At 56.6% G+C, this 18,913-nt stretch carries 24 protein-coding genes; 9 read left to right on the top strand and 15 right to left on the bottom strand.

Annotated features, from left to right (window positions below):
• Positions 1 to 173 precede the first annotated feature (173 nt).
• Positions 174 to 524, top strand: a complete 351-nt coding sequence (locus ACZYSM_RS23380; protein WP_489075056.1) for a hypothetical protein — start codon at positions 174 to 176, stop codon at positions 522 to 524.
• A 109-nt stretch (positions 525 to 633) separates the two neighbouring features.
• On the opposite strand, the gene ACZYSM_RS23375 is transcribed toward ACZYSM_RS23380, so the two are convergent.
• Positions 634 to 864 carry a hypothetical protein gene (locus ACZYSM_RS23375; protein WP_489075054.1) on the bottom strand — a complete coding sequence of 77 codons (231 nt, stop codon included), beginning with the start codon at positions 862 to 864 and terminating at the stop codon, positions 634 to 636.
• On the opposite strand from ACZYSM_RS23375, the gene ACZYSM_RS23370 reads away from it, so the two are divergent.
• Positions 845 to 1,174, top strand: coding sequence for a hypothetical protein (locus ACZYSM_RS23370; RefSeq protein WP_489075094.1), 330 nt, complete (start codon positions 845 to 847; stop codon positions 1,172 to 1,174). The two genes, ACZYSM_RS23375 and ACZYSM_RS23370, sit on opposite strands and share 20 nt — an antisense overlap.
• On the opposite strand, the gene ACZYSM_RS23365 is transcribed toward ACZYSM_RS23370, so the two are convergent.
• From ACZYSM_RS23365 to ACZYSM_RS23340, 6 genes are all read right to left on the bottom strand, one after another.
• Positions 1,171 to 1,386 carry a hypothetical protein gene (locus ACZYSM_RS23365; protein WP_489075052.1) on the bottom strand — a complete coding sequence of 72 codons (216 nt, stop codon included), beginning with the start codon at positions 1,384 to 1,386 and terminating at the stop codon, positions 1,171 to 1,173. The two genes, ACZYSM_RS23370 and ACZYSM_RS23365, sit on opposite strands and share 4 nt — an antisense overlap.
• Positions 1,387 to 1,492: 106 nt before the next feature.
• On the bottom strand, positions 1,493 to 3,139 hold the full coding sequence (locus ACZYSM_RS23360) for an ABC-F family ATP-binding cassette domain-containing protein (protein WP_489075050.1): 1,647 nt from the start codon (positions 3,137 to 3,139) through the stop codon (positions 1,493 to 1,495).
• 217 nt (positions 3,140 to 3,356) lie between these two features.
• Positions 3,357 to 4,445 (bottom strand): molybdenum ABC transporter ATP-binding protein, encoded by a 1,089-nt coding sequence (gene modC, locus ACZYSM_RS23355; protein ID WP_489075048.1) that lies wholly within the window; start codon positions 4,443 to 4,445, stop codon positions 3,357 to 3,359.
• A 3-nt stretch (positions 4,446 to 4,448) separates the two neighbouring features.
• Positions 4,449 to 5,129, bottom strand: coding sequence for a molybdate ABC transporter permease subunit (gene modB, locus ACZYSM_RS23350; protein ID WP_489075046.1), 681 nt, complete (start codon positions 5,127 to 5,129; stop codon positions 4,449 to 4,451).
• On the bottom strand, positions 5,130 to 5,897 hold the full coding sequence (modA, locus tag ACZYSM_RS23345) for a molybdate ABC transporter substrate-binding protein (protein ID WP_489075044.1): 768 nt from the start codon (positions 5,895 to 5,897) through the stop codon (positions 5,130 to 5,132).
• Positions 5,898 to 6,107: 210 nt separating this feature from the next.
• On the bottom strand, positions 6,108 to 7,172 hold the full coding sequence (locus ACZYSM_RS23340; protein ID WP_489075042.1) for an NAD(P)H-dependent flavin oxidoreductase: 1,065 nt from the start codon (positions 7,170 to 7,172) through the stop codon (positions 6,108 to 6,110).
• 201 nt (positions 7,173 to 7,373) lie between these two features.
• Here ACZYSM_RS23340 and acuI point away from each other — a divergent pair, with 201 nt between their 5' ends.
• Positions 7,374 to 8,357 carry an acrylyl-CoA reductase (NADPH) gene (acuI, locus tag ACZYSM_RS23335; RefSeq protein WP_489075041.1) on the top strand — a complete coding sequence of 328 codons (984 nt, stop codon included), beginning with the start codon at positions 7,374 to 7,376 and terminating at the stop codon, positions 8,355 to 8,357.
• A 232-nt stretch (positions 8,358 to 8,589) separates the two neighbouring features.
• On the opposite strand, the gene ada is transcribed toward acuI, so the two are convergent.
• The 5 genes from ada to ACZYSM_RS23310 all read right to left on the bottom strand — a co-directional run bounded on the left by ada (position 8,590) and on the right by ACZYSM_RS23310 (position 11,879).
• The gene (gene ada / locus ACZYSM_RS23330) at positions 8,590 to 9,657 is read right to left on the bottom strand and encodes a bifunctional DNA-binding transcriptional regulator/O6-methylguanine-DNA methyltransferase Ada (protein WP_489075040.1); all 1,068 of its coding nucleotides are present in this window, start codon (positions 9,655 to 9,657) and stop codon (positions 8,590 to 8,592) included.
• 96 nt (positions 9,658 to 9,753) lie between these two features.
• Complete coding sequence (alkB, locus tag ACZYSM_RS23325) at positions 9,754 to 10,419, bottom strand: DNA oxidative demethylase AlkB (protein ID WP_489075039.1); 666 nt, start codon at positions 10,417 to 10,419, stop codon at positions 9,754 to 9,756.
• A gap of 4 nt (positions 10,420 to 10,423) precedes the next feature.
• Positions 10,424 to 11,140 (bottom strand): 2OG-Fe(II) oxygenase, encoded by a 717-nt coding sequence (locus ACZYSM_RS23320; RefSeq protein ID WP_489075037.1) that lies wholly within the window; start codon positions 11,138 to 11,140, stop codon positions 10,424 to 10,426.
• 226 nt (positions 11,141 to 11,366) lie between these two features.
• Complete coding sequence (locus ACZYSM_RS23315; protein WP_489075035.1) at positions 11,367 to 11,537, bottom strand: hypothetical protein; 171 nt, start codon at positions 11,535 to 11,537, stop codon at positions 11,367 to 11,369.
• Between the two features lie 39 nt (positions 11,538 to 11,576).
• The gene (locus ACZYSM_RS23310) at positions 11,577 to 11,879 is read right to left on the bottom strand and encodes a DUF1883 domain-containing protein (protein WP_489075033.1); all 303 of its coding nucleotides are present in this window, start codon (positions 11,877 to 11,879) and stop codon (positions 11,577 to 11,579) included.
• A gap of 209 nt (positions 11,880 to 12,088) precedes the next feature.
• Between ACZYSM_RS23310 and ACZYSM_RS23305 the strand changes: the two genes are divergently transcribed.
• The 4 genes from ACZYSM_RS23305 to ACZYSM_RS23290 all read left to right on the top strand — a co-directional run bounded on the left by ACZYSM_RS23305 (position 12,089) and on the right by ACZYSM_RS23290 (position 14,563).
• Positions 12,089 to 12,439 (top strand): hypothetical protein, encoded by a 351-nt coding sequence (locus ACZYSM_RS23305; protein WP_489075031.1) that lies wholly within the window; start codon positions 12,089 to 12,091, stop codon positions 12,437 to 12,439.
• A gap of 248 nt (positions 12,440 to 12,687) precedes the next feature.
• Positions 12,688 to 13,338, top strand: coding sequence for a c-type cytochrome (locus tag ACZYSM_RS23300; protein ID WP_489075029.1), 651 nt, complete (start codon positions 12,688 to 12,690; stop codon positions 13,336 to 13,338).
• Positions 13,335 to 14,261, top strand: a complete 927-nt coding sequence (locus tag ACZYSM_RS23295; RefSeq protein WP_489075027.1) for a c-type cytochrome — start codon at positions 13,335 to 13,337, stop codon at positions 14,259 to 14,261. Before ACZYSM_RS23300 ends, ACZYSM_RS23295 begins: the two co-directional genes overlap by 4 nt.
• Before the next feature lie 71 nt (positions 14,262 to 14,332).
• Positions 14,333 to 14,563: a hypothetical protein gene (locus tag ACZYSM_RS23290; RefSeq protein WP_489075025.1), complete on the top strand. Its 231-nt coding sequence runs from the start codon at positions 14,333 to 14,335 to the stop codon at positions 14,561 to 14,563.
• 21 nt (positions 14,564 to 14,584) lie between these two features.
• Here ACZYSM_RS23290 and ACZYSM_RS23285 read toward each other — a convergent pair whose 3' ends face one another.
• Positions 14,585 to 14,869 carry a hypothetical protein gene (locus ACZYSM_RS23285; protein WP_489075023.1) on the bottom strand — a complete coding sequence of 95 codons (285 nt, stop codon included), beginning with the start codon at positions 14,867 to 14,869 and terminating at the stop codon, positions 14,585 to 14,587.
• 148 nt (positions 14,870 to 15,017) lie between these two features.
• Positions 15,018 to 15,206, bottom strand: coding sequence for a hypothetical protein (locus ACZYSM_RS23280; RefSeq protein ID WP_489075021.1), 189 nt, complete (start codon positions 15,204 to 15,206; stop codon positions 15,018 to 15,020).
• 262 nt (positions 15,207 to 15,468) lie between these two features.
• On the opposite strand from ACZYSM_RS23280, the gene galU reads away from it, so the two are divergent.
• Positions 15,469 to 16,308: a UTP--glucose-1-phosphate uridylyltransferase GalU gene (gene galU / locus ACZYSM_RS23275; RefSeq protein WP_095108460.1), complete on the top strand. Its 840-nt coding sequence runs from the start codon at positions 15,469 to 15,471 to the stop codon at positions 16,306 to 16,308.
• A 130-nt stretch (positions 16,309 to 16,438) separates the two neighbouring features.
• Complete coding sequence (gene gorA, locus ACZYSM_RS23270) at positions 16,439 to 17,797, top strand: glutathione-disulfide reductase (protein WP_489075018.1); 1,359 nt, start codon at positions 16,439 to 16,441, stop codon at positions 17,795 to 17,797.
• Here gorA and ACZYSM_RS23265 read toward each other — a convergent pair.
• A complete protein-coding gene (locus ACZYSM_RS23265) occupies positions 17,794 to 18,816 on the bottom strand; it encodes a DNA-binding protein (protein ID WP_489075016.1) in 1,023 nt (340 codons plus the stop codon). The two genes, gorA and ACZYSM_RS23265, sit on opposite strands and share 4 nt — an antisense overlap.
• Positions 18,817 to 18,913: the final 97 nt, after the last annotated feature.

Below are 18,913 nucleotides of genomic sequence, written 5' to 3'. Positions count from 1 at the left end.
AAAATGCGCACCAACCTTACTACGGCATCGAGCACAAAAGGCGATTTTGTATCTCTTGAAAAACCTGATCACCCCACTGCTTGCGACACGATGAATTAGCCCCGAATTTGCTGCATACCTCTCATCTGCGCTTGCCCAGTGATACAGTCGCCTTTTCATAATGAGGGAAGGTCATGCGGATTTTGATAGGAGCTCTTGCGATGGCTCTGCTGGCAGGGTGCATGACGCCCGCGATGAACGAGGCACGGTCAAAAAGCCCGTACAAGACGCTTTCTTCGAACAAACCGGAAAAAGTCGTGGCTCAGTGCATCCAGTTTGCGTGGCAGGATGAGTCGGTATTCGGTGTCGACGCCGGAGCATTTTTGCAGCCGGGTGAGCCTGGCGGTTTTACGGTCTACACCACCGGAGCGCAATACTTTGTCGACGTGCAGAGTGCTGCGTCGGGTACCACCGCCAACTACTACGCGGCATCGGACAGCTGGGTCGCCAAGCGCAGACTGGCCGCGCTGGCAACCTGCCTGTAACCCTTAAAGCGAAAGGCTTGGGTGAAGTGTCTCACTCAAGCCTTTCGTTTTTTCACACACGGTAGTATTTGTCTGCGTCACGTTGATTCCTTCTGTCTCATGCTGTGCCCTACCTGAATCGAGGAAGCGGAGGCTCGATAGGCTTCAATGACGTTAGGGCATTTCTAACGAGTGGGGCTTCGGTCTCTATCTCTCTGAGGCGGTCTCGTATCCTGAGCGCTGTGGGATGGCCACCTTGGTGGTCGACCCAGTCTGCGATTTCTTTGCAGGCTGCGGCCAGTCGTACCTGACGAGAGTCGAGGAGTGTCAGCAGTGTGGTGATGGACTCTTTTTCGGACATTTGGAACACCTCCGTTGAGAGAGGAAATCTGACAAGACGCAGCAAAAAAGCCCGCGAGGAGCGCAATGCTGTTCAGTTAAGCGAACGCTGCGACCCTGTAGGAGCGAGCTTGCTCGCGATGGATGTTAACGATAACGCGTGTTTACGGGCTAAACGCGGCGCTCTTGAGTCCATCGCGAGCAAGCTCGCTCCTACAATTTCCTTAACTGAACGGTATTACGCGAGGAGCGAGCTTTTTGCCGATGAGGCCGATCCTTCAGCTGAAATCAGTATAGACCCTATAAATAATAGTGGTATCTATCACCTCTAACGAGATGAAGCCCGTCTGCTGACTGCGTTTAGTCGTTGGCATTCACGGTCAGCTTCTGCTTCGCGATCAAAGCCATCCCCTATAAAACCGCCTGTGCGGGTATCGGCAATCCGGTACCAGTCGGCTGCTGGAACGGGGTGAGAAGCCTCACCCTCTCTGCGACCCCGGATGATTATCTTGTTGTAGCGCTTCACAACGAAAATGTCTTCCATGGCGTCACCGATATGATTCGTGTCAGAACAACTATAGAAGGAAGTTCGAAACGTGCAAAAACCTGCGCCAAGCGGTCTTTCATCTGAAACGCTGAAAAAGGTCCGACTAGTCACTCAACCGTTGGAACGACCATCCCGTCACCTCCCATCTCAAACGGTGTGTGGGCTCTAGCGCTGCCAGAAAGTCGGCATCATGGGACACCACAACAAGGGTTCCCGGAAAGTCTCGCAACGCATTCTCGAAAGCCTGTACTGACTCAAGGTCCAGGTGATTGGTGGGCTCGTCGAGCAACAGCAATTGGGCAGGAATTGATTTCCAGAGGGCTACCGCGATGGCTGCTTTAAGACGTTCGCCACCACTCAGATGGCGACTGGGTTGAACGACACGCTGGGCGTCGAGTTGCAACATGGCCAGTCGGCTGCGTAGTTCACCTTCGGTCAGTGGTGTGTCGAGCAGCCCCGGTTGTTCGACGATTGAGCGTTCATCATCGAGGAGTTCAAGACGTTGATCCAGATAGGCGCAGGGCACGTGAGTTGTGCAGGTGCCGCTGAGAGGCGCCCACGCTACGCCGCCGGCAAGCATTTTGAGCAGGGTTGATTTTCCGCATCCGTTGGGACCGCTGACGGCTATGCGCATCGGTCCAATAGCCGAGCAGGTCACATAGGTCGTCGGGGCGCTGGTGGGTAACCAAGGCAGTTGTGCATCAACCAACGTGAAGACCTGCCGACTCGCAGGTACGGCTGTTCCCGGCAGAGATACCAAGGTCGGGCTTTGCGACATCACTCGCGCATTGGCTTCACGTACTTGCGCATCGAGTCCGGTTTTGCGCGCCTGATGTGCCTGACGGACATGGCCCATTATTTCTGTTGCGGCGCCTTTCATGTCGGCGCGTTCGAATCGCGAGACGTTGGCAGTGTCAGCGTTTTTACGTGAGCCGGCGGCGCGGCGCTGGAGGGTGTCGTGCTCGCGCTGTTGGCGTTTTCGTTCGCGTGTACGTTCGGTGCGGGCATGTTCAAGTGCCGCTTTTGCGGCGACGTGCTCACTCTGGCGTTGAGCACGATAGGCGTCATAGTTGCCGCCATAGACGCGAGGGCCGAGAGCGGTCAGCTCGACGATCCGCTGCATGCGGTTGAGCAACTGTCGATCATGGCTGACAACGATCAAACCACCCTGCCAGTTCTTCAGTGTGCTCAGCAGCCAGGTGCGACCTTCGGTGTCCAGGTGGTTGGTGGGTTCATCGAGGACCAGCAAAGCGGCGGTTGTCAGGAGCGCGCCAATGATGGCGACGCGTGCCAGTTGGCCGCCGCTGAGCAGGTCCGTCTGGTGCTCCGGGTCGACGCCGGGCAAACCAGCCTCGTCCAAAAGCGTGCGCAAACGTTCGGGTAAGTCCCAGCGCTCGTCCACCCGCAAAAGGTCTTCGGTCGAGGCCGTGCCCGCAGCCAAGCGCTTCAAGGCATCCAGCGCATCCGCGATTCCGGCGGCCTGCGCTACGGTTTGCCCGGCCAAGGCAAAGTGATCTTGAGCCACGTAAGCGACATCACCAAAGCGTGTGATTTTCCCGGATGAGGGGACTAGCTGGTTTGCAATCAGTCGGGCAAGCACACTTTTGCCCATGCCGTTACGGCCGACGATGCCGGTGGGGCAATGATCGAAACTGAGAGTGAGTGAATCGAGCAGTGTCTCGCCATCGGCGAATTGGAAACACACCTGATTCAGGGATACGAGCGCGGGCAGCCAGGTGACGTGAGTCATCAGCACCTCCAAAAAATGTCGGATAGGCCAACAAGCGCCAATGGCGGCTTGTTGCGAATACATTCTGGAAGGCTTAGTTGTTCACTTCGGCGGTCGTCCGGCGTAAGGAGAAGGTGGCTAGCCTAGCTCATGATGCTTTTTTCGTACAAGGGTTAACGACTCCTCAGTTGAACCATGGCGGCCGTTGACCGCGAGCTGTTGCAGGCGTGCCCGATGCTTAAGCCAGTACTGCCACCGCTTTGATCTGTGCCCAGAGTTGCTGGCCGGGGTGCAGGTTCAATTGATCTCGAGAGTAGCGGGTGATCCGCGCCAGCAACGCGGTGCCCGCGGCATCAAGGCGTACCAGTACATGGGCGGCGTTATCGGCGGGGATTTCGCTGATCACCGTGACCGGCAAGCGATTGAGGATGCTGCTGTGCCCGGCGTCTTGCAGGCTCAGGCTGACGTCGCGAGCCTGAACCTTGAAGCGTAGGGCCTTTCCGATTCCAAGGGGAGAATGTGCGACTCGCACGCTCAACAGACTGCCCGGCAGTTGCAGGGTCAGGAGTTGATAGTGGGCATCGTAGTCATTGACCTTACCTTCGATCACCACGCCGGCATCGTCACCCAGTGCCATCGGCAGATCGAGTCGAGCCAGGGTTTCGCCGATGGGGCCGCTGGCCAGCGCTTTACCCTCGCTGAGCAGGACGATGTGATCGGCCAGACGCGCGACTTCATCCTGCGAGTGGCTGACGTACAGCACCGGGATGTCCAACTCATCATGCAGGCGCTCAAGGTAGGGCAGGATTTCGTTTTTACGTTGAGTGTCCAGCGCTGCCAATGGCTCATCCATCAGCAAGAGCTTTGGACTGGTCAGCAGGGCGCGAGCAATGCCGACACGTTGACGCTCACCCCCCGACAGATTCAATGGATGGCGATCGAGCAAGTGGCCGATCCCCAGCAGTTCGGTGGCATGGGCCATATCAACTCGCCGTTGCTGAGACGGGATACGCCGCAGTCCGAATTCGAGGTTGGCCAGCACCGACAAATGGGGAAACAGACTGGCCTCTTGGAAGACGTAGCCCAGCGCTCGTTTATGGGGTGCGACGAAGCGCTTTTTGCTGCTGTCTTGCCAGACTTCGTCATTGATCTGGATAAAGCCTTGATCAGCTTTTTCAAGGCCTGCGATACAGCGCAAACACGTGGTTTTACCTGAGCCGGAATGGCCATACAAGGCAGTGACGCCGCGCCCCGGCAGTTGCAGGTCCAGATCCAGCGAGAAACCGGGATAGCTCAGTTGCAGGCGAGCGTGAATCAACGAGGTCATCAATCAGCTCCAGCCAGCTTTAGTTTTGCGGCTCGAGTAGAGCGCGAGCAGTATCAGGAACGAGAACACCAACATGGCGCCCGCCAGCCAATGGGCCTGCTGATATTCCATGGCTTCGACATGGTCGTAGATCTGTACCGACACCACACGGGTTTTCTCAGGGATATTGCCGCCGATCATCAGCACCACGCCGAACTCACCGACGGTATGGGCGAAACCGAGTATCGCTGCGGTGATAAAGCCAGGCCTGGCCAACGGCAAGATGACGCTGAAGAAGGTGTCCCAAGGGTTGGCGCGCAACGTCGCGGCGACTTCCAGTGGACGGGTACCGATGGCCGAAAATGCGTTCTGCAACGGTTGTACGACAAAGGGCATTGAATAGATGACGGAGCCGATCACCAGGCCGCTGAAGCTGAAGGTCAGGGTACCCAGTCCCAAATATTGGGTGAACTGACCGACAAACCCGTGAGGACCAAGGGAAAGCAGCAAGTAGAAGCCGATCACCGTCGGCGGCAGCACGAGGGGCAGGGCGACAATCGCGCCGACCGGCCCGCGCAACCACGAACGGGTACGTGATAGCCATAACGCAATCGGAGTGCCGATGATTAACAGGATCACCGTGACCAGGGATGCCAGTTTCAGGGTCAGCCATATGGCGGAAAAATCGGCACTCGATAGCGGCATTTAGAGTTGGTAACCGTAGGACTTGATGATGGCGGCGGCTTTCGGACCTTTGAGGTAGTCAACCAGTGCCTTGGCGGCCGGGTTGTCTTTGCCTTTGTTGAGGATCACCGCGTCTTGTTTGATCGGGTCGTGCATGGCGGCCGGAACGATCCAGGCTGAGCCGCTGGTGACTTTGCCGTCTTTATAGATCTGCGACAAGGCGACGAAGCCCAATTCGGCATTGCCGGTGGAAACGAACTGATAGGCCTGGGTGATGTTCTGGCCTTCGACGATCTTGTTTTTGACCTTGTCAGTCAGGTCCAGTTTGGCCAACACCTGAGTGGCGGCGAGGCCATAAGGCGCAGCTTTCGGGTTGGCGATGGACAGATGTTGATACTGGTTGTTCGTGAGCACTTTGCCCTTGGCATCGACGTAGCCGTCTTTGGCCGACCACAGCGCAAGGGTCCCGATTGCGTAGGTAAAGCGCGAGCCCTTGACGGTGTCGCCTTCGGTTTCGAGTTTCTGCGGGGTGGTGTCATCGGCGGAAAGGAACACCTCGAACGGCGCGCCATTTTTGATCTGGGTATAGAACTGGCCAGTGGCGCCATAGGCAGCGACCAGCTTGTGGCCGGTGTCCTGTTCGAAGTCAGCAGCGATGGCCTGAATCGGTGCGGTGAAGTTTGCTGCAACCGCAACCTGGACTTCATCGGCCTGAGCTGACCCGAAAGCGAAGACTGCGAGCAAGGATGCCAGGCAGGTAGGGGCGAAACGTGAAACACGAATAGTCATGAAGCGGCTCCGTTGGGTCGAGTACGGTGGGCAGTTTGTTATTGGAACAAGATTCTGTGGGCGCGGGCTTGCCCCTACAGATTCTTCATCGCTATATAGATTAATATATAGCGAATCGGCGACGAACGGAACTGGAGGCATTGACGCAGGGGTTTTGCGGCGGGAATCAAATAGAGAAGGCCGCGATCTGGATCGCGGCCTTGTACATTGTTAATGCGCGGTCAATTTAGCCAGAGCCTGTGCGGCCAGCCGCGTGGTCAACTCAGCTGTCGACAGTTCAACGCCCAGACGCACTGCCTGTCCGGACCAGAGGTTGCTGAAGTCAGCCTCGCCTTTGGCGCGCAGCGGCATCAAGGCGCCGCCAGCGAGAGGGAAGGCTGGCGCCGCTGCACTGATCGGGCCGAGTTCGCGCATGACCCGGTTGAGAATTCCCCGAGCAGGGCGGCCGGTGAAGATATTGGTCAGTGCCGTCTCGCTCTCTTTGGCGGTGCGCAAAGCCTTGTGGTGAGACGCCGTCACTTTCGCTTCTGGTGTGAACAAATACGCCGTGCCCAACTGAACCGCTGAAGCACCTAACGCGAAGGCCGCGACGATTCCACGGGCATCGCCGATCCCTCCAGCGGCGATCACCGGGATTTTCACCGCGTCGACGATCTGCGGAACCAGCGCCATTGTTCCGACCTGGCTGGACAGGTCATCGCTGAGAAACATCCCGCGATGGCCACCGGCTTCATAGCCCATGGCGATGATCGCATCGCAACCGTGCTGCTCCAGCCAGATGGCTTCATCGACAGTGGTTGCTGAGGAAAGGATCTTTGCTCCAGTCGCTTTGACACGGTCCAGCAGCGACTTTTCAGGCAGGCCGAAGTGAAAACTGACCACTTGCGGGCGAAACTCTTCGACCACTTCGCAGGTGGCGTTATCGAATGGCGCACGGTTGGACACAGGTGTGGGGGCATCGAAGTCAACACCCAGCTCGCGATAGTAAGGTTCCAGCAGGTTTTTCCAGTCGCGTTCGCGACCTGCGTCGGTGGCCGGTGGTTGATGGCAGAAGAAGTTCACGTTCAATGGTCGCTGGCTATGCTGGCGAATAACCTTCAACTCCTCGCGCAGTTGCTCGATGCTCAACATGGCGGCAGGCAAGGAGCCCAGACCTCCGGCGTTGCAGGCGGCGATGACCATGGCTGAAGTGGTCGCGCCAGCCATGGGCGCCTGAATGATCGGCAATTCGATGCCGAGCAGGTCAAGAATGCGGGTATCAGGCCATTGACTCATTTTTGGTTCTTCTCCGACGTTAAACAAAACAAGGACGGCAACAGGGGTTGTATCAGGAGTGAGGGGTGCAGTCGACTTTCAGCTCGGTTGTCGATTGTGTTTTTGGCGGCATTGACTTGAGAGACGATAAGACTAATGTCCCTGTCATGACGATGAATGCCAACACGTTCATCACCGACCGTCGCTCTACCAGGAGGCGCTATGTTCAATGGTATTTTGATCGAGAAAGATGAAAGTGGTTATCGGGCCAACCTGACTCAAATCAGCGAAGATCAGTTGCCGGAGGGGAATGTCACAGTTCGCGTGGCGTATAGCACGTTGAACTTCAAGGATGGCTTGGCTATCACCGGCAGCATCCCGGTAGTGCGCAAATTTCCCATGGTCCCGGGTATTGATCTGGCCGGGACTGTCGAAGTCAGCAGCCATCCAGACTACAAGGCCGGGGACAACGTCCTGCTCAATGGCTGGGGCGTAGGCGAAGATCATTGGGGTGGTCTGGCGCAGAAGGCACGGCTGGACGGTGATTGGCTGATTCCCTTGCCTGCGGCGTTTACTCCGGCTCAGGCCATGGCGATCGGCACTGCGGGTTACACAGCAATGCTCTGCATCCTGGCGCTGGAGCGTAATGGGGTGAAACCGGATCAAGGCGAGGTACTGGTCACCGGCGCTAACGGCGGTGTTGGCAGCTTTGCCATCGCCTTGTTGGCCAAGCTCGGTTATCGAGTGGTGGCGTCCACAGGTCGCACGTCGGAGCACGCCTACTTGCATCAACTGGGGGCCAGCGAAATCATCGACCGGGCCAGCCTGTCCGAGCCTGGCAAACCGCTGGCCAAGGAACGCTGGGCGGCGGTGATTGACTCCGTCGGCAGTCACACGCTGGCCAATGCCTGCGCCAGCACCCGTGCCAATGGCATTGTGGCTGCCTGTGGTCTGGCGCAAGGTATGGATTTTCCGGCGTCCGTCGCCCCCTTCATCTTGCGCGGTATAACCCTGGCCGGGATCAATAGCGTGACCCAACTCAAGGCCAATCGGATCGTTGCCTGGAATCGCCTGGCCAAAGATCTGGATTTCGCTTTGCTACCGCTGATCAGCCATGAAATTGGCTTGAGTGAAGCCATAGAGGCTGCGCCGCGGTTACTCGCCGGTCAGTTGCGTGGTCGGGTTGTGGTGGATGTGAATCGTTAATCGAGGCGTTTCAGGGCTCGGGTGAAGCCCCAATGCCGTTCAATTAAGGAAATATAGGTCCCTATTGTAGGAGCGAGCTTGCTCGCGATGGACTCAAGGGCGGCGCGTTTATTCAGAAAACACGCGTTATCGTTAATGTCCATCGCGAGCAAGCTCGGCTCCTACAAAAAGCTGCGTTTGCTTAACAGAACGGCATTGGGGCAAGCCCCCTCGCCACAGACCATAAGATGTTCTAAGACTGGGTCTCACGCTCAAGCAACTGGCGTTTGCGTTCCACACCCCAGCGATAGCCCGAGAGGTTGCCGTCGCTGCGGACCACCCGATGGCAGGGGATCGCCACCGCCAGACTATTAGCACCGCAGGCTTGAGCGACGGCGCGGAACGATTTTGGTGCGCCGATGCGCTGGGCGATTTCGGCATAGCTGGCGGTGCTGCCCGCCGGAATCTCCCGCAGTGCCATCCACACGCGCTCTTGAAAAGCCGTGCCGCGCAAATCCAGAGGCAAATCCAGGCCAATGGCCGGCGTCTCGATAAAACCGACGACTTTGGCGATCAGTTGCTCAAAGTCATGGTCGGCGCCAATCAGATTGGCGCGGGGGAATTTGTCCTGCAAATCATGGACGAGGGCATCGGGATCGTCCCCCAACAGAATCGCGCAAATCCCACGGTTACTTTGTGCAACCAATATCGCACCGAGGGAGCATTGGCCAACGGCAAAGCGGATGTCGGCGTTCAGGCCGCCGGCGCGGTAGTCGCCGGGTTTCATGCCGAGCAGGTTATCGGCTGACTCGTAGAAGCGACTGTTGGAATTGAAACCGGCGTCATACAGCGCGTCCGTCACTGAGTTGCCATCTTCGAGTCGCTCGCGGACTTTACGTGAGCGGTGACCCGTGGCGTAGCCCTTGGGCGTCAGGCCGGTGACTGCTTTGAAGACCCGGTGAAAGTGAAAAGAGCTCAGGCCCGCCATCTGCGCCAACTCCTTCAGGCTGGGCAGGGTCTCGGCGGATTCAATCTGGCGACAGGCCGTTGCGACCAGCGCCGAGTGCTGCGCCGCGACATGAGTCTGGTCGGCCGCTGCGCGTTTGCTCGGACGATAACCGGCGGCCTGCGCTTCTTCGGCAGTGTCAAAGAATTCGACGTTCTCAGGCTTGGGCAGGCGCGCCAGGCTGCTCGGCCGGCAATAGATTCCTGTGGTTTTCACCGCGTAGACAAACTGACCGTCAGCGCGCGGATCGCGTGCCAGTACCGCTGACCAGCGAGGGTCATTCTCTGTCGTGGTTTTTGCGGGGGCCGTTGACATGGTGGTCTACTCGTTGAAAGGTTCAGGTCAGATTAGCCAGCAAGACGGCTGAGAACACTCCGGGTCTTGCGGTCAAACTCCGCTCTGGAGGTTTCATCAGTCGGCGGTGCGAAAGGTGAAATTGATGCGTTGGGCGCCGAGCCGCGAGTGCTGGCCGTCTTTCAGTGGCAGTATGCCGTGATAGCGCAAGCGATCTACACCGCCCCAAACCACGATGTCTCCATGAAACAGCGGCACCCGTTGGCTTTTATCGCTACGTTCATGGCCGCCGAACAGAAACATCGCCGGTAGTCCGAGGGATACCGAAACGATGGGTGCGTTGTAGGAGCGTTCGTTCTTGTCCTGATGCAAGGACATCTTGGCCCCAGGCACGTAGCGGTTGATCAGGCAGGAGTCCGGCATGAAGTCGCTGAAACCTGCCTCCAGCGCTGCGGCCTGAGCCAGCGCCAGGAACACGGCTGGCATCTCGGGCCACGGCTGGCCGGTTTGCGGATCGATGCGGGTGTAGCGGTAGCCGGTTCGATCAGTCGTCCAGCCGAGTGTGCCGCAACTGCTCAAACCGACTGACATGGTAAAGCCCCCCGGGGTGACCATTTGCCGAAACGGCGCTGCCAGCAGAACCCTTTCGAGCGCAGGTAACAACCGATCTTCCCATGGCAGGGCAAAGCCTCTAAGGACGAAAGATTGTTCGCCGATCTGTTCGGTTTTGGCGGGTTGTTGAACGTCTGCGTCGGCAAACAGATCGACGGTTGTCGAGTTCATGTCATCACTGTGCATCGTGAAATATGACTCCAAGCGTATGCCGTTTACCCGTGTGCAGGCGACTCACACCGTGACGTAACGTGACTCTGTAGAAACCACGAACGCCCTGTACCGGCCGCTGATGGACGGCAAAGATCACTGCGTCGCCTTTCTTCAGACCAATAACCTGCGCACGCGACTGCATACGCGGGCGTTGTTCCGTGATGACGAACTCGCCGCCGGTAAAGTCCTCTCCAGGCTCTGACAGCAAAATCGCCACCTGCAGTGGGAATACGTGTTCGCCGTACAGATCCTGATGCAAGCAGTTGTAGTCCTCTGGTCCATATTGCAGCAATAAAGGTGTCGGCCGCTGCTGTCCGGCGTCATGACAGCGCTGGAGGAAATCCTCGTGCTCCACCGGATAGCGCGTTGGCAGGTTCATTTGCTCATTCCAGCGGTTGGCCAACGCAACAAGCATTGGATACAACGCGCCGCGTAATTGGGCAACGATGTTTGGCAATGGGTACCTGAAATATTTGTATTCGCCTCGACCGAAACCGTGTCGTGCCATCACCACATGAGAGCGAAACAGAGCTTGATGCCCATACAGGGCACTCAGATTGTCGCAGTCGGTAGCGTCCAGGAGTTCGCTGATAGTGGCGCTACCGTTCTGGTCAAGACTGTGTTCGATCGCGGTCCAGTCCAGAGCGGCAAGACGCGGGGAGAGATTGTGCGCGCTCATCTCTGCGCCTCACGGCGAACAGTTGGAAGGCGATTCGTTGAGCGGGTGTGTGCATGGGACATGGTCTGACTCCTGAACCAGAGGTTGAGGTCTGCCAGTCTAGGGAGCGTTCACGCCGCTAACACTCCGGCGCTTGCGGTCGAATTTCGGAAGGGCGGGGCGGTAGTGGTCAATCAAGGCAAAGGGGAGCGTGACATCCATGTTGCTCCGGTGTGCTTGCGTCGTCTTAAAGCGCTTTGCTGACGTTGACATCGCTGATGATGTCGTCGCTCTGGCCATGAATGGCTGCCAGTGCGGCTTTGGCCTCTTCCACAGTGCCGGACTCAAGCTGAGCGAATTCGAAACGACGCTCGCCATTGAGTTTGTATTTGATGACGTACTTGGTCGTTTGGGTCACGGTCGTTCCTGTTTGTTTGTCGCTGTGCGGGAGCGGGTTTCAGCGCAGTTTCGAGCTGGACCGGCGGATGATCTTGATCGAATGGGTCAAGGTCGGTTTGCGGGTCACGCTGATCGCTCTGTTGCTGACCGTGTCGATGGTGATGTTCCAGAAACCGGTGCTGGGTGCAGTGATCCTCGCCGGAAACTGGTCGAACGCACCGCCGTGATAGGTATGGCGACCGCCATTTTTGAAGCTGCGAAAGTTGGCGTCGTTCATCAGCCGGATGTTGCAAACCTGGGAGCATTCGATGACGACGATATCGTCTTCATTGAGGTGCTCGCGCTGGTGGATAAATTTCATGGGCGCCTCCAGAAGGGCTTTTTCTACAAAATCAAAACGATAGCTTGATCAATGACGCAGTTTATCAGCCCAAAGGGTTTAATATCGGTCTGACGCAGGCGGCTTTGACAATTAAGAACAGTTATTTGGGATTTTATGAGAGATAAACCCCTACGTCTTGGAGAAAAACAGCATTTGCGTTGTCCGACCGTCTTTATCGGAGGTTTTGTATGAAGTGGCTGGTGTGGGTTTTGGCCTTGGCTATGAGTGGTTGTGCGACGGTCGCGGACATCAAGCAGACGCCGCCAACCATGGTCGTGATCTCGGGAAAAAGTCCGCAGGACTACGCCAAGTGTGTGACCGAAAAACTGTCCAGTAGCCGTGGTGCCTTGCAGATCGAGCCGCACAAGGACGGTGTGAGGGTTATCGTCCCGCAAAAGCTTTCTTCGGGGCCGGCCGCAGTGTTCGATATTGAAGAACGTTCCAGTGGCAGTAGCATCAAATTATTTGAGCGGATGTCCAATGTGCCGCTGCGACCTTGGGATGTGCGCAATGCGGCCACGGAGTGTATTTCCGGCTGATTGCAGTTCGTTTTTATTGCGAGCGTCACGTTCATTTGAAAGCCTGAGCCTGTACGAACACAGTGTGTTTGTGCAGGGTCAGGCTTTTTTGTGCCTTGCAGGAACGTAGGGTCATGCAGGTCGAGTCAGTGTCTAAAACTGTGCGTCGTTCATGCTTCAGTTGGCATTGTGGTTGACAGTCTATGACCTACTATTTATAGGTATATGCTTTATGGGTCTAAACATATAACTAAAAAATGGAGTTCGACATGATCCCTCTGCATCGCATCGTGCTGAGTAGTCTGATGTTGTTGGCGTTTAATAGCGCCAACGCCGTAGATGGCCAAAAGATCTTTACTCAAGGAGGTGCACAGCCCGGTGCGACGGCTTGCCTGGCCTGTCATGGCCCTGATGGAATGGGCTTGGCGGCTGCCGGGTTTCCCCGGTTGGCCGGTATTTCGGCGGGTTACTTGAGCAAGCAATTGCAGGACTTCAAGAGTGGCTCTCGAGTAAGTCCGGTCATGCAGCCACTTGCCCAAGCCTTGACCGAAGAAGAAATTCAGGCGGTGACTACTTCGCTGGCAGCCATGCTTGCGCCCAAAACACCTGTCATCACCCGCAGTGAGTCGCCGAAGAGCCCGGGCGAAAAACTCGCGTTGCGCGGTGCCTGGAGTCGACAGATTCCTGAGTGTGTGATGTGCCATGGGCCGGGTGGCGTGGGTGTCGGTGATGCCTTTCCACCTCTGGCCGGCCAGTCTTCGGGCTATTTGGTGGCGCAATTGAACGCCTGGCGTGATGGCTCACGGCGTAACGACCCGAATGACTTGATGGGGCACATTGCCAAGTCTTTGAGCGTGGATGAGATCAAGGCTGTGGCGGACTATTTCGCATCGGTGAACAGCCAGGAGGCCGCACAATGAAAGCATTTCTCTTCACTTCGCTGGCTTTGGTTCTGCCGAGTATGAATGTTCATGCCGCGCCGATTGCCATGGAAGATCAATCGCAGCTGCAATCGCCTACTGTCGCCAACACCCACATCGAATATTTCCAGCCACCTGCACAAAGTGAACTGCCGGATAACGCCTACGGCAAGTTGGTGATGGAAGGTTACGCGTTGTTTGTGGATACCAAGCGCAAAGCCCCGCAGTACGTTGGTAACGGGCTCAATTGCAGCAATTGCCACCTTGATCAGGGGCGTCTGGCCAACTCTGCACCGTTGTGGGGGGCTTATCCGATGTATCCGGCTTACCGGAAAAAGAACGACAAGGTAAATACCTTTGCTGATCGTTTGCAGGGCTGCTTCCAGTTCAGCATGAATGGTGGCAAGCCACCGGCGGCTGACAGCCGTGAGATTACCGCGTTGTCGGTCTATTCCTACTGGTTGGCGAGTAAAGCGCCGATCGGTGAGCAGTTACCAGGGCGCGGTTACCCGGATGTGGCGCAACCTGCCAAAGGTTATGATTTCGCTCAAGGACAGCAGGTCTATAAGGAGCAGTGCTCCGTGTGCCATGGCGACAACGGTCAGGGGCAGAAAGCAGGGCAGGACTACGTGATGCCGCCGCTCTGGGGCAAGGACTCCTACAACTGGGGTGCCGGCATGCATCGAATCAATACGGCGGCGTCTTTCATCAAATACAACATGCCTTTGGGTAAAGGGGGCACCTTGAGCGACCAGCAAGCCTGGGATGTCGCGGCGTTTATCAATAAACATGAGCGGCCACAGGATCCGCGCCTGATCGAGGGATCTATCGAGAAAACCCGGGTCAAGTTTCATGCAAACGATGGCGTCAATGTGTACGGAGAACAGGTCGACGGCGTGCTGATTGGTCAAGGCATCCGATAAACTGTCGTGAATCGATACAGATGCCGTCGAGACTGGCGTTTTGGCGGCATTGTTATTTGGGGGAGTCAGCGATGAAGCGTGAACAGGTAAGGGAGAAGCATGCTGAGGGTAATATTTCGGCGACCCATGTGATTCAAAATCCGGCCAATCCGGGTGAGTGGATTGTGTTTTTCAAGAAAAGTGCAGGGCGCAGCTTTTTCCTGGTGGATGACAGCGATGAGGTTGAGTCATTTGGACGACTGGATGATCTGATCGAGACTGTGCGTGGGCTCGGGATCAAGTTCGCTGAAATTCATATGTGATTACGTCAGGGGCTCGCAAGCTTACTTGCAGACCACCACCACACTGCGGCTCTTGAAGTTGCCGACGTCGACACCCAGCGTTTTTTCGCTTTCCTTGGCCGAGGGCGTGCCGTCGGTGCCAATGATGTTGTAGCCGGTACCGGCGCATGAGGCGTCTGCTTTTTCATAGCAGGTGGCCCATGAGTTGGCCTCTCCGGAGCAGTCAATGGACAGCCCTTGTTGGCCGTTGTTCAGATAAGTCTTTTCGGCGGTGGCACAGCCACTGAGCGCTGCCAGTATCGCGCTGATTACCAGAACTTTTTTCATGTCGATTATCGTCGTCAAAGTGTTGAGATAAAGGGGTACGACTGGGCGTGAGGAGAGATTATAGCGAAAGGCCATTCGGGTACAGACAGGTACAGGTACCGGCAAGCCCTGCACAAAGGCAGGGTCTGAGTCGACGCGGGGTCTTGCGTCAAGGCTTGGCGTTGCGCCGCCGGGCAGGAGGCGCCGGTTGGTCCTGCAGTACCTCTGCCACTTCAATCGCTAGCGCTTCTGACGGGAAAGGCCCGGCAACGTTTTCGCCGCCGACACAATCTACCCACCATTGGCCATCTTTTGCCTGATTGATCAGGTAACCGTTTACGCTTTTTACTGACGACATCTATCTGTCTCGCTGGCTGGGTCTAGCGCGTAATGATAACGCCAAATGGGGTTTGAAAGCGCAGTTGTATCCCCCTTAAAAGCGGGGCCTGGCGGCAAGAAGGTGATTTACGGCAGGCTCGATATGTAAGATGCTGCGGAACTATCGCGCCTAATATTTCTCGTATGATGGCATCGGTTAGCCCCTGTAGGGCATTGTAAGGTGCTCGCTGCCTGATTAGACTGCGCCGAAATTCGTACGTACAGCCCTTTTAAGGACTCATATGATCAAGAAATGCTTGTTCCCAGCAGCCGGTTACGGTACTCGCTTCCTGCCAGCGACCAAGGCCATGCCAAAAGAAATGCTGCCGGTGGTGAACAAGCCACTGATCCAGTACGGCGTAGAAGAAGCGCTGGACGCTGGCTTGACAGAAATCTCCATTGTTACTGGTCGTGGCAAGCGTGCCCTGGAAGACCACTTCGACATCAGCTACGAGCTGGAAAACCAGATCAAAGGTACTGACAAAGAGAAATACCTGGTCGGCATCCGCAAGCTGCTCGACGAGTGCTCGTTCTCCTACACTCGTCAAACCGAAATGAAAGGCCTGGGTCACGCTATTCTGACCGGCCGTCCATTGATCGGTGACGAACCCTTTGCCGTAGTGCTGGCGGACGACTTGTGCGTCAACCTGGAAGGCGACGGTGTGCTGACCCAGATGGTCAAACTGTACAAACAGTACCGTTGCACGATCGTGGCGATCCAGGAAGTCGACCCGCAGGAAACCCACAAATACGGCGTGATCGCCGGCGATTTGATCGGTGATGACCTGTATCGCGTCCGTAACATGGTCGAGAAGCCAAAACCTGAAGATGCACCGTCCAACCTGGCGATCATCGGTCGTTACATCCTGACCCCGGACATCTTCAAGCTGATCGAAGAAACCGAGCCGGGCAAAGGTGGCGAGATCCAGATCACCGACGCCCTGATGAAGCAGGCGCAGGACGGTTGTGTGATTGCCTATAAGTTCAAAGGCACGCGTTTCGACTGCGGTGGCGCTGAAGGCTACATCGAAGCGACCAACTTCTGCTTCGAACACTTCTACAAGACAGGCAAGGCTTACTGATAGCGCTTCACCGTCTTGTTCTGAAAAGCCACCTTTGGGTGGCTTTTTCATTTTCCGGCCCCATCTAAACCTTCAGCGCTGCCCAAAAAAGCCGCAGCGGTTATGCTGGTGGTCTGCTTAGGAGATTGAAATGGCCTACGATTTTGACCTTTATGTAATTGGTGCCGGTTCCGGCGGTGTTCGTGCAGCGCGCTTTGCTGCCGGCTTCGGTGCCAAAGTGGCTGTGGCCGAGAGCCGCTATTTGGGTGGTACTTGCGTCAATGTGGGTTGCGTACCGAAAAAGCTGCTGGTGTATGGCGCTCACTTTGCTGAAGACTTTGAACAGGCTCAGGGTTTTGGCTGGTCGTTGGGCGAGGCCACATTTGATTGGTCGACGCTGATTGCCAACAAGGACCGCGAAATCAACCGGTTGAACGGTATCTATCGAAATCTGCTGGTCAACAGCGGCGTCACCCTGCATGAAGGTCACGCCAGGCTGATCGATCCGCATCAAGTGGAAATCAACGGCGAACGCTTTACTGCCGAACACATTCTGGTTGCCACGGGTGGCTGGCCGCAGATCCCGGATATCCCGGGTCACGAGCATGCCATCAGTTCCAACCAGGCGTTCTTCCTGAAAGAACTGCCCAAGCGCATTCTGGTGGTGGGCGGCGGTTACATTGCGGTTGAGTTCGCCGGGATCTTTCATGGTCTGGGTGCAGAAACCACACTGTTGTATCGCGGCAATCTGTTCCTGCGCGGCTTCGACGGTGCGGTGCGCACGCATTTGCAGGAAGAATTGACCAAGCGCGGAATGAATCTGCAGTTCAATGCGGATATCGAGCGCATCGACAAACAAGCCGATGGCAGTTTGAAAGTGACGCTCAAGGATGGTCGCGAGCTGGAGGCGGATTGCGTGTTCTACGCCACGGGTCGCCGTCCGATGCTGGACAACCTGGGCCTGGAAAACACCGCGGTGAAACTGGATAAGCGCGGTTTCGTCGAAGTCGATGAGCAGTATCAAACCAGCGAACCCTCAATTCTGGCCATCGGTGATGTGATCGGCCGCGTTCAGCTGACGCCGGTCGCCTTGGCTGAAGGCATGGCTGTGGCACGACGCCTGTTCAAGCCTGAGCAATACCGTCCTGTGGATTACAACATGATCCCGACGGCGGTCTTCAGCTTGCCGAATATCGGCACTGTTGGCCTGACGGAAGAGCAGGCCAGAGAAGACGGCTACACCGTGGAAATTTTCGAAAGCCGTTTCCGGCCAATGAAGCTGACAATGACCGAGTGTCAGGAGCGCACGCTGATGAAGCTGGTGGTAGACGCCAAGACCGACAAGGTTCTGGGGTGTCACATGGTCGGGCCAGAAGCGGGTGAGATCGTTCAGGGGTTGGCGATTGCCTTGAAGGCTGGCGCGACCAAGCGCGATTTTGACGAAACCATCGGCGTGCATCCTACGGCCGCGGAAGAGTTCGTCACCATGCGTACACCCGTGGCCAGTTAATCGTCTTTAGCGGGCTCGCAGGTACGTTCCGCATCTGGCTCTGTGATTGTCACGGACGCCAGGTGCAGGGCTAGGCCTGCTTCGGCTTTTGCCAGCGAAAGCTCCAGCTCCTTGTGGGTTTTGGCCTGCTCGTCGACGGTGTGCTTGAGTGATTGGCTTTCCAGCAAGGCGACGCGCAAGCGTTCCTGGAGGAGGGTGCGATCACTGTCGACGCGGCTTGAATGCTCCAGCAGCTGCTGATGACGGCTATTGATTTGCTTGAGCTGCTCCTGGATCAGGCTCAACTCTCTGAGCGTGCCACGGTTTTCGGTCAATAGGCGTTCATTGTCGCGGTGCAGCTGGGTGATCTCATCCTGACGCACCAGCGCGCTCTGCTGTGCCTGGCGCAACTCCATTTGAACCTGCTGCAGCTGACCTTCATGGCGGCGTTGTTCTTGCTCGCGCTGTTCTTTGATGGCGTTGCGGTAATGTTCCAAAGCATCGCGAGCGTGCAGGTGCTTTTCTTCCAGCGAGCGAATCTGCTCATCCTTGTCTTTCAAGCGTAACTCGAAGTCGCTCAGTGCCTGGTTCAGTCCGGCGTTGCGGGTTTGCTCGGTCTGTAGCATCGAGCGGGTGCTCTGCAATGTATCGGTCTCATTGGTGAGCGCTACGTTCTGGATCTCTAGGTGTTGCTTGAGCTGAGTCTGAGCGTTGATGGCTTCGGCCAGCTGCGTTTCCAACACCTTTCTTTGCGATTCGAATCGTGCCTCAGCGCGATCGATCGGTTCCTGAGCCTGCTCCTTAAGGCGCTGCGCCAAGCGCACAACCAATCCTGTCAGCTCGTCATCAATCTGCTCCTGCGGGGCGCTCAGGCGTTCGTCGCCGTCGTCCAGCTCCTTCAGGTAGCGATGGATGGTGGTCTTCGACCCGGTATTACCCATCTCGATACGTACTGCATCGATGCTTGGATGTTCGCCGCGGGCGAGGATCGCCAAGCGTGCTGTTTGCACCACCGCTTTATTTACGCCGCCACGAGCCATGTGTTCTCCTACGATTTCGTACTGTAGTATGTACCACGTATTTACGTACTATATCATGCAAGTATTAGAGTTAGAGATTTGTATTTTTGGCATGGGA

It is taken from the genome of Pseudomonas sp. F220 (assembly GCF_057813935.1).
The sequence above is the reverse complement of the archived record's forward strand: the minus strand, read 5'-3'. Positions and strand labels throughout refer to the sequence as shown.

Bases quoted from the DNA above. Each gene is read 5' to 3' on its own strand.
- ACZYSM_RS23380 (WP_489075056.1), top strand. From the start codon at position 174: ATGCGGATTTTGATAGGAGCTCTTGCGATGGCTCTGCTGGCAGGGTGC.
- ACZYSM_RS23370 (WP_489075094.1), top strand. From the start codon at position 845: ATGGACTCTTTTTCGGACATTTGGAACACCTCCGTTGAGAGAGGAAAT.
- ACZYSM_RS23375 (WP_489075054.1), bottom strand. From the start codon at position 864: ATGTCCGAAAAAGAGTCCATCACCACACTGCTGACACTCCTCGACTCT.
- ACZYSM_RS23365 (WP_489075052.1), bottom strand. From the start codon at position 1,386: ATGGAAGACATTTTCGTTGTGAAGCGCTACAACAAGATAATCATCCGG.
- ACZYSM_RS23360 (WP_489075050.1), bottom strand. From the start codon at position 3,139: ATGACTCACGTCACCTGGCTGCCCGCGCTCGTATCCCTGAATCAGGTG.
- modC (WP_489075048.1), bottom strand. From the start codon at position 4,445: ATGACCTCGTTGATTCACGCTCGCCTGCAACTGAGCTATCCCGGTTTC.
- modB (WP_489075046.1), bottom strand. From the start codon at position 5,129: ATGCCGCTATCGAGTGCCGATTTTTCCGCCATATGGCTGACCCTGAAA.
- modA (WP_489075044.1), bottom strand. From the start codon at position 5,897: ATGACTATTCGTGTTTCACGTTTCGCCCCTACCTGCCTGGCATCCTTG.
- ACZYSM_RS23340 (WP_489075042.1), bottom strand. From the start codon at position 7,172: ATGAGTCAATGGCCTGATACCCGCATTCTTGACCTGCTCGGCATCGAA.
- acuI (WP_489075041.1), top strand. From the start codon at position 7,374: ATGTTCAATGGTATTTTGATCGAGAAAGATGAAAGTGGTTATCGGGCC.
- ada (WP_489075040.1), bottom strand. From the start codon at position 9,657: ATGTCAACGGCCCCCGCAAAAACCACGACAGAGAATGACCCTCGCTGG.
- alkB (WP_489075039.1), bottom strand. From the start codon at position 10,419: ATGAACTCGACAACCGTCGATCTGTTTGCCGACGCAGACGTTCAACAA.
- ACZYSM_RS23320 (WP_489075037.1), bottom strand. From the start codon at position 11,140: ATGAGCGCGCACAATCTCTCCCCGCGTCTTGCCGCTCTGGACTGGACC.
- ACZYSM_RS23310 (WP_489075033.1), bottom strand. From the start codon at position 11,879: ATGAAATTTATCCACCAGCGCGAGCACCTCAATGAAGACGATATCGTC.
- ACZYSM_RS23305 (WP_489075031.1), top strand. From the start codon at position 12,089: ATGAAGTGGCTGGTGTGGGTTTTGGCCTTGGCTATGAGTGGTTGTGCG.
- ACZYSM_RS23300 (WP_489075029.1), top strand. From the start codon at position 12,688: ATGATCCCTCTGCATCGCATCGTGCTGAGTAGTCTGATGTTGTTGGCG.
- ACZYSM_RS23295 (WP_489075027.1), top strand. From the start codon at position 13,335: ATGAAAGCATTTCTCTTCACTTCGCTGGCTTTGGTTCTGCCGAGTATG.
- ACZYSM_RS23290 (WP_489075025.1), top strand. From the start codon at position 14,333: ATGAAGCGTGAACAGGTAAGGGAGAAGCATGCTGAGGGTAATATTTCG.
- ACZYSM_RS23285 (WP_489075023.1), bottom strand. From the start codon at position 14,869: ATGAAAAAAGTTCTGGTAATCAGCGCGATACTGGCAGCGCTCAGTGGC.
- ACZYSM_RS23280 (WP_489075021.1), bottom strand. From the start codon at position 15,206: ATGTCGTCAGTAAAAAGCGTAAACGGTTACCTGATCAATCAGGCAAAA.
- galU (WP_095108460.1), top strand. From the start codon at position 15,469: ATGATCAAGAAATGCTTGTTCCCAGCAGCCGGTTACGGTACTCGCTTC.
- gorA (WP_489075018.1), top strand. From the start codon at position 16,439: ATGGCCTACGATTTTGACCTTTATGTAATTGGTGCCGGTTCCGGCGGT.
- ACZYSM_RS23265 (WP_489075016.1), bottom strand. From the start codon at position 18,816: ATGGCTCGTGGCGGCGTAAATAAAGCGGTGGTGCAAACAGCACGCTTG.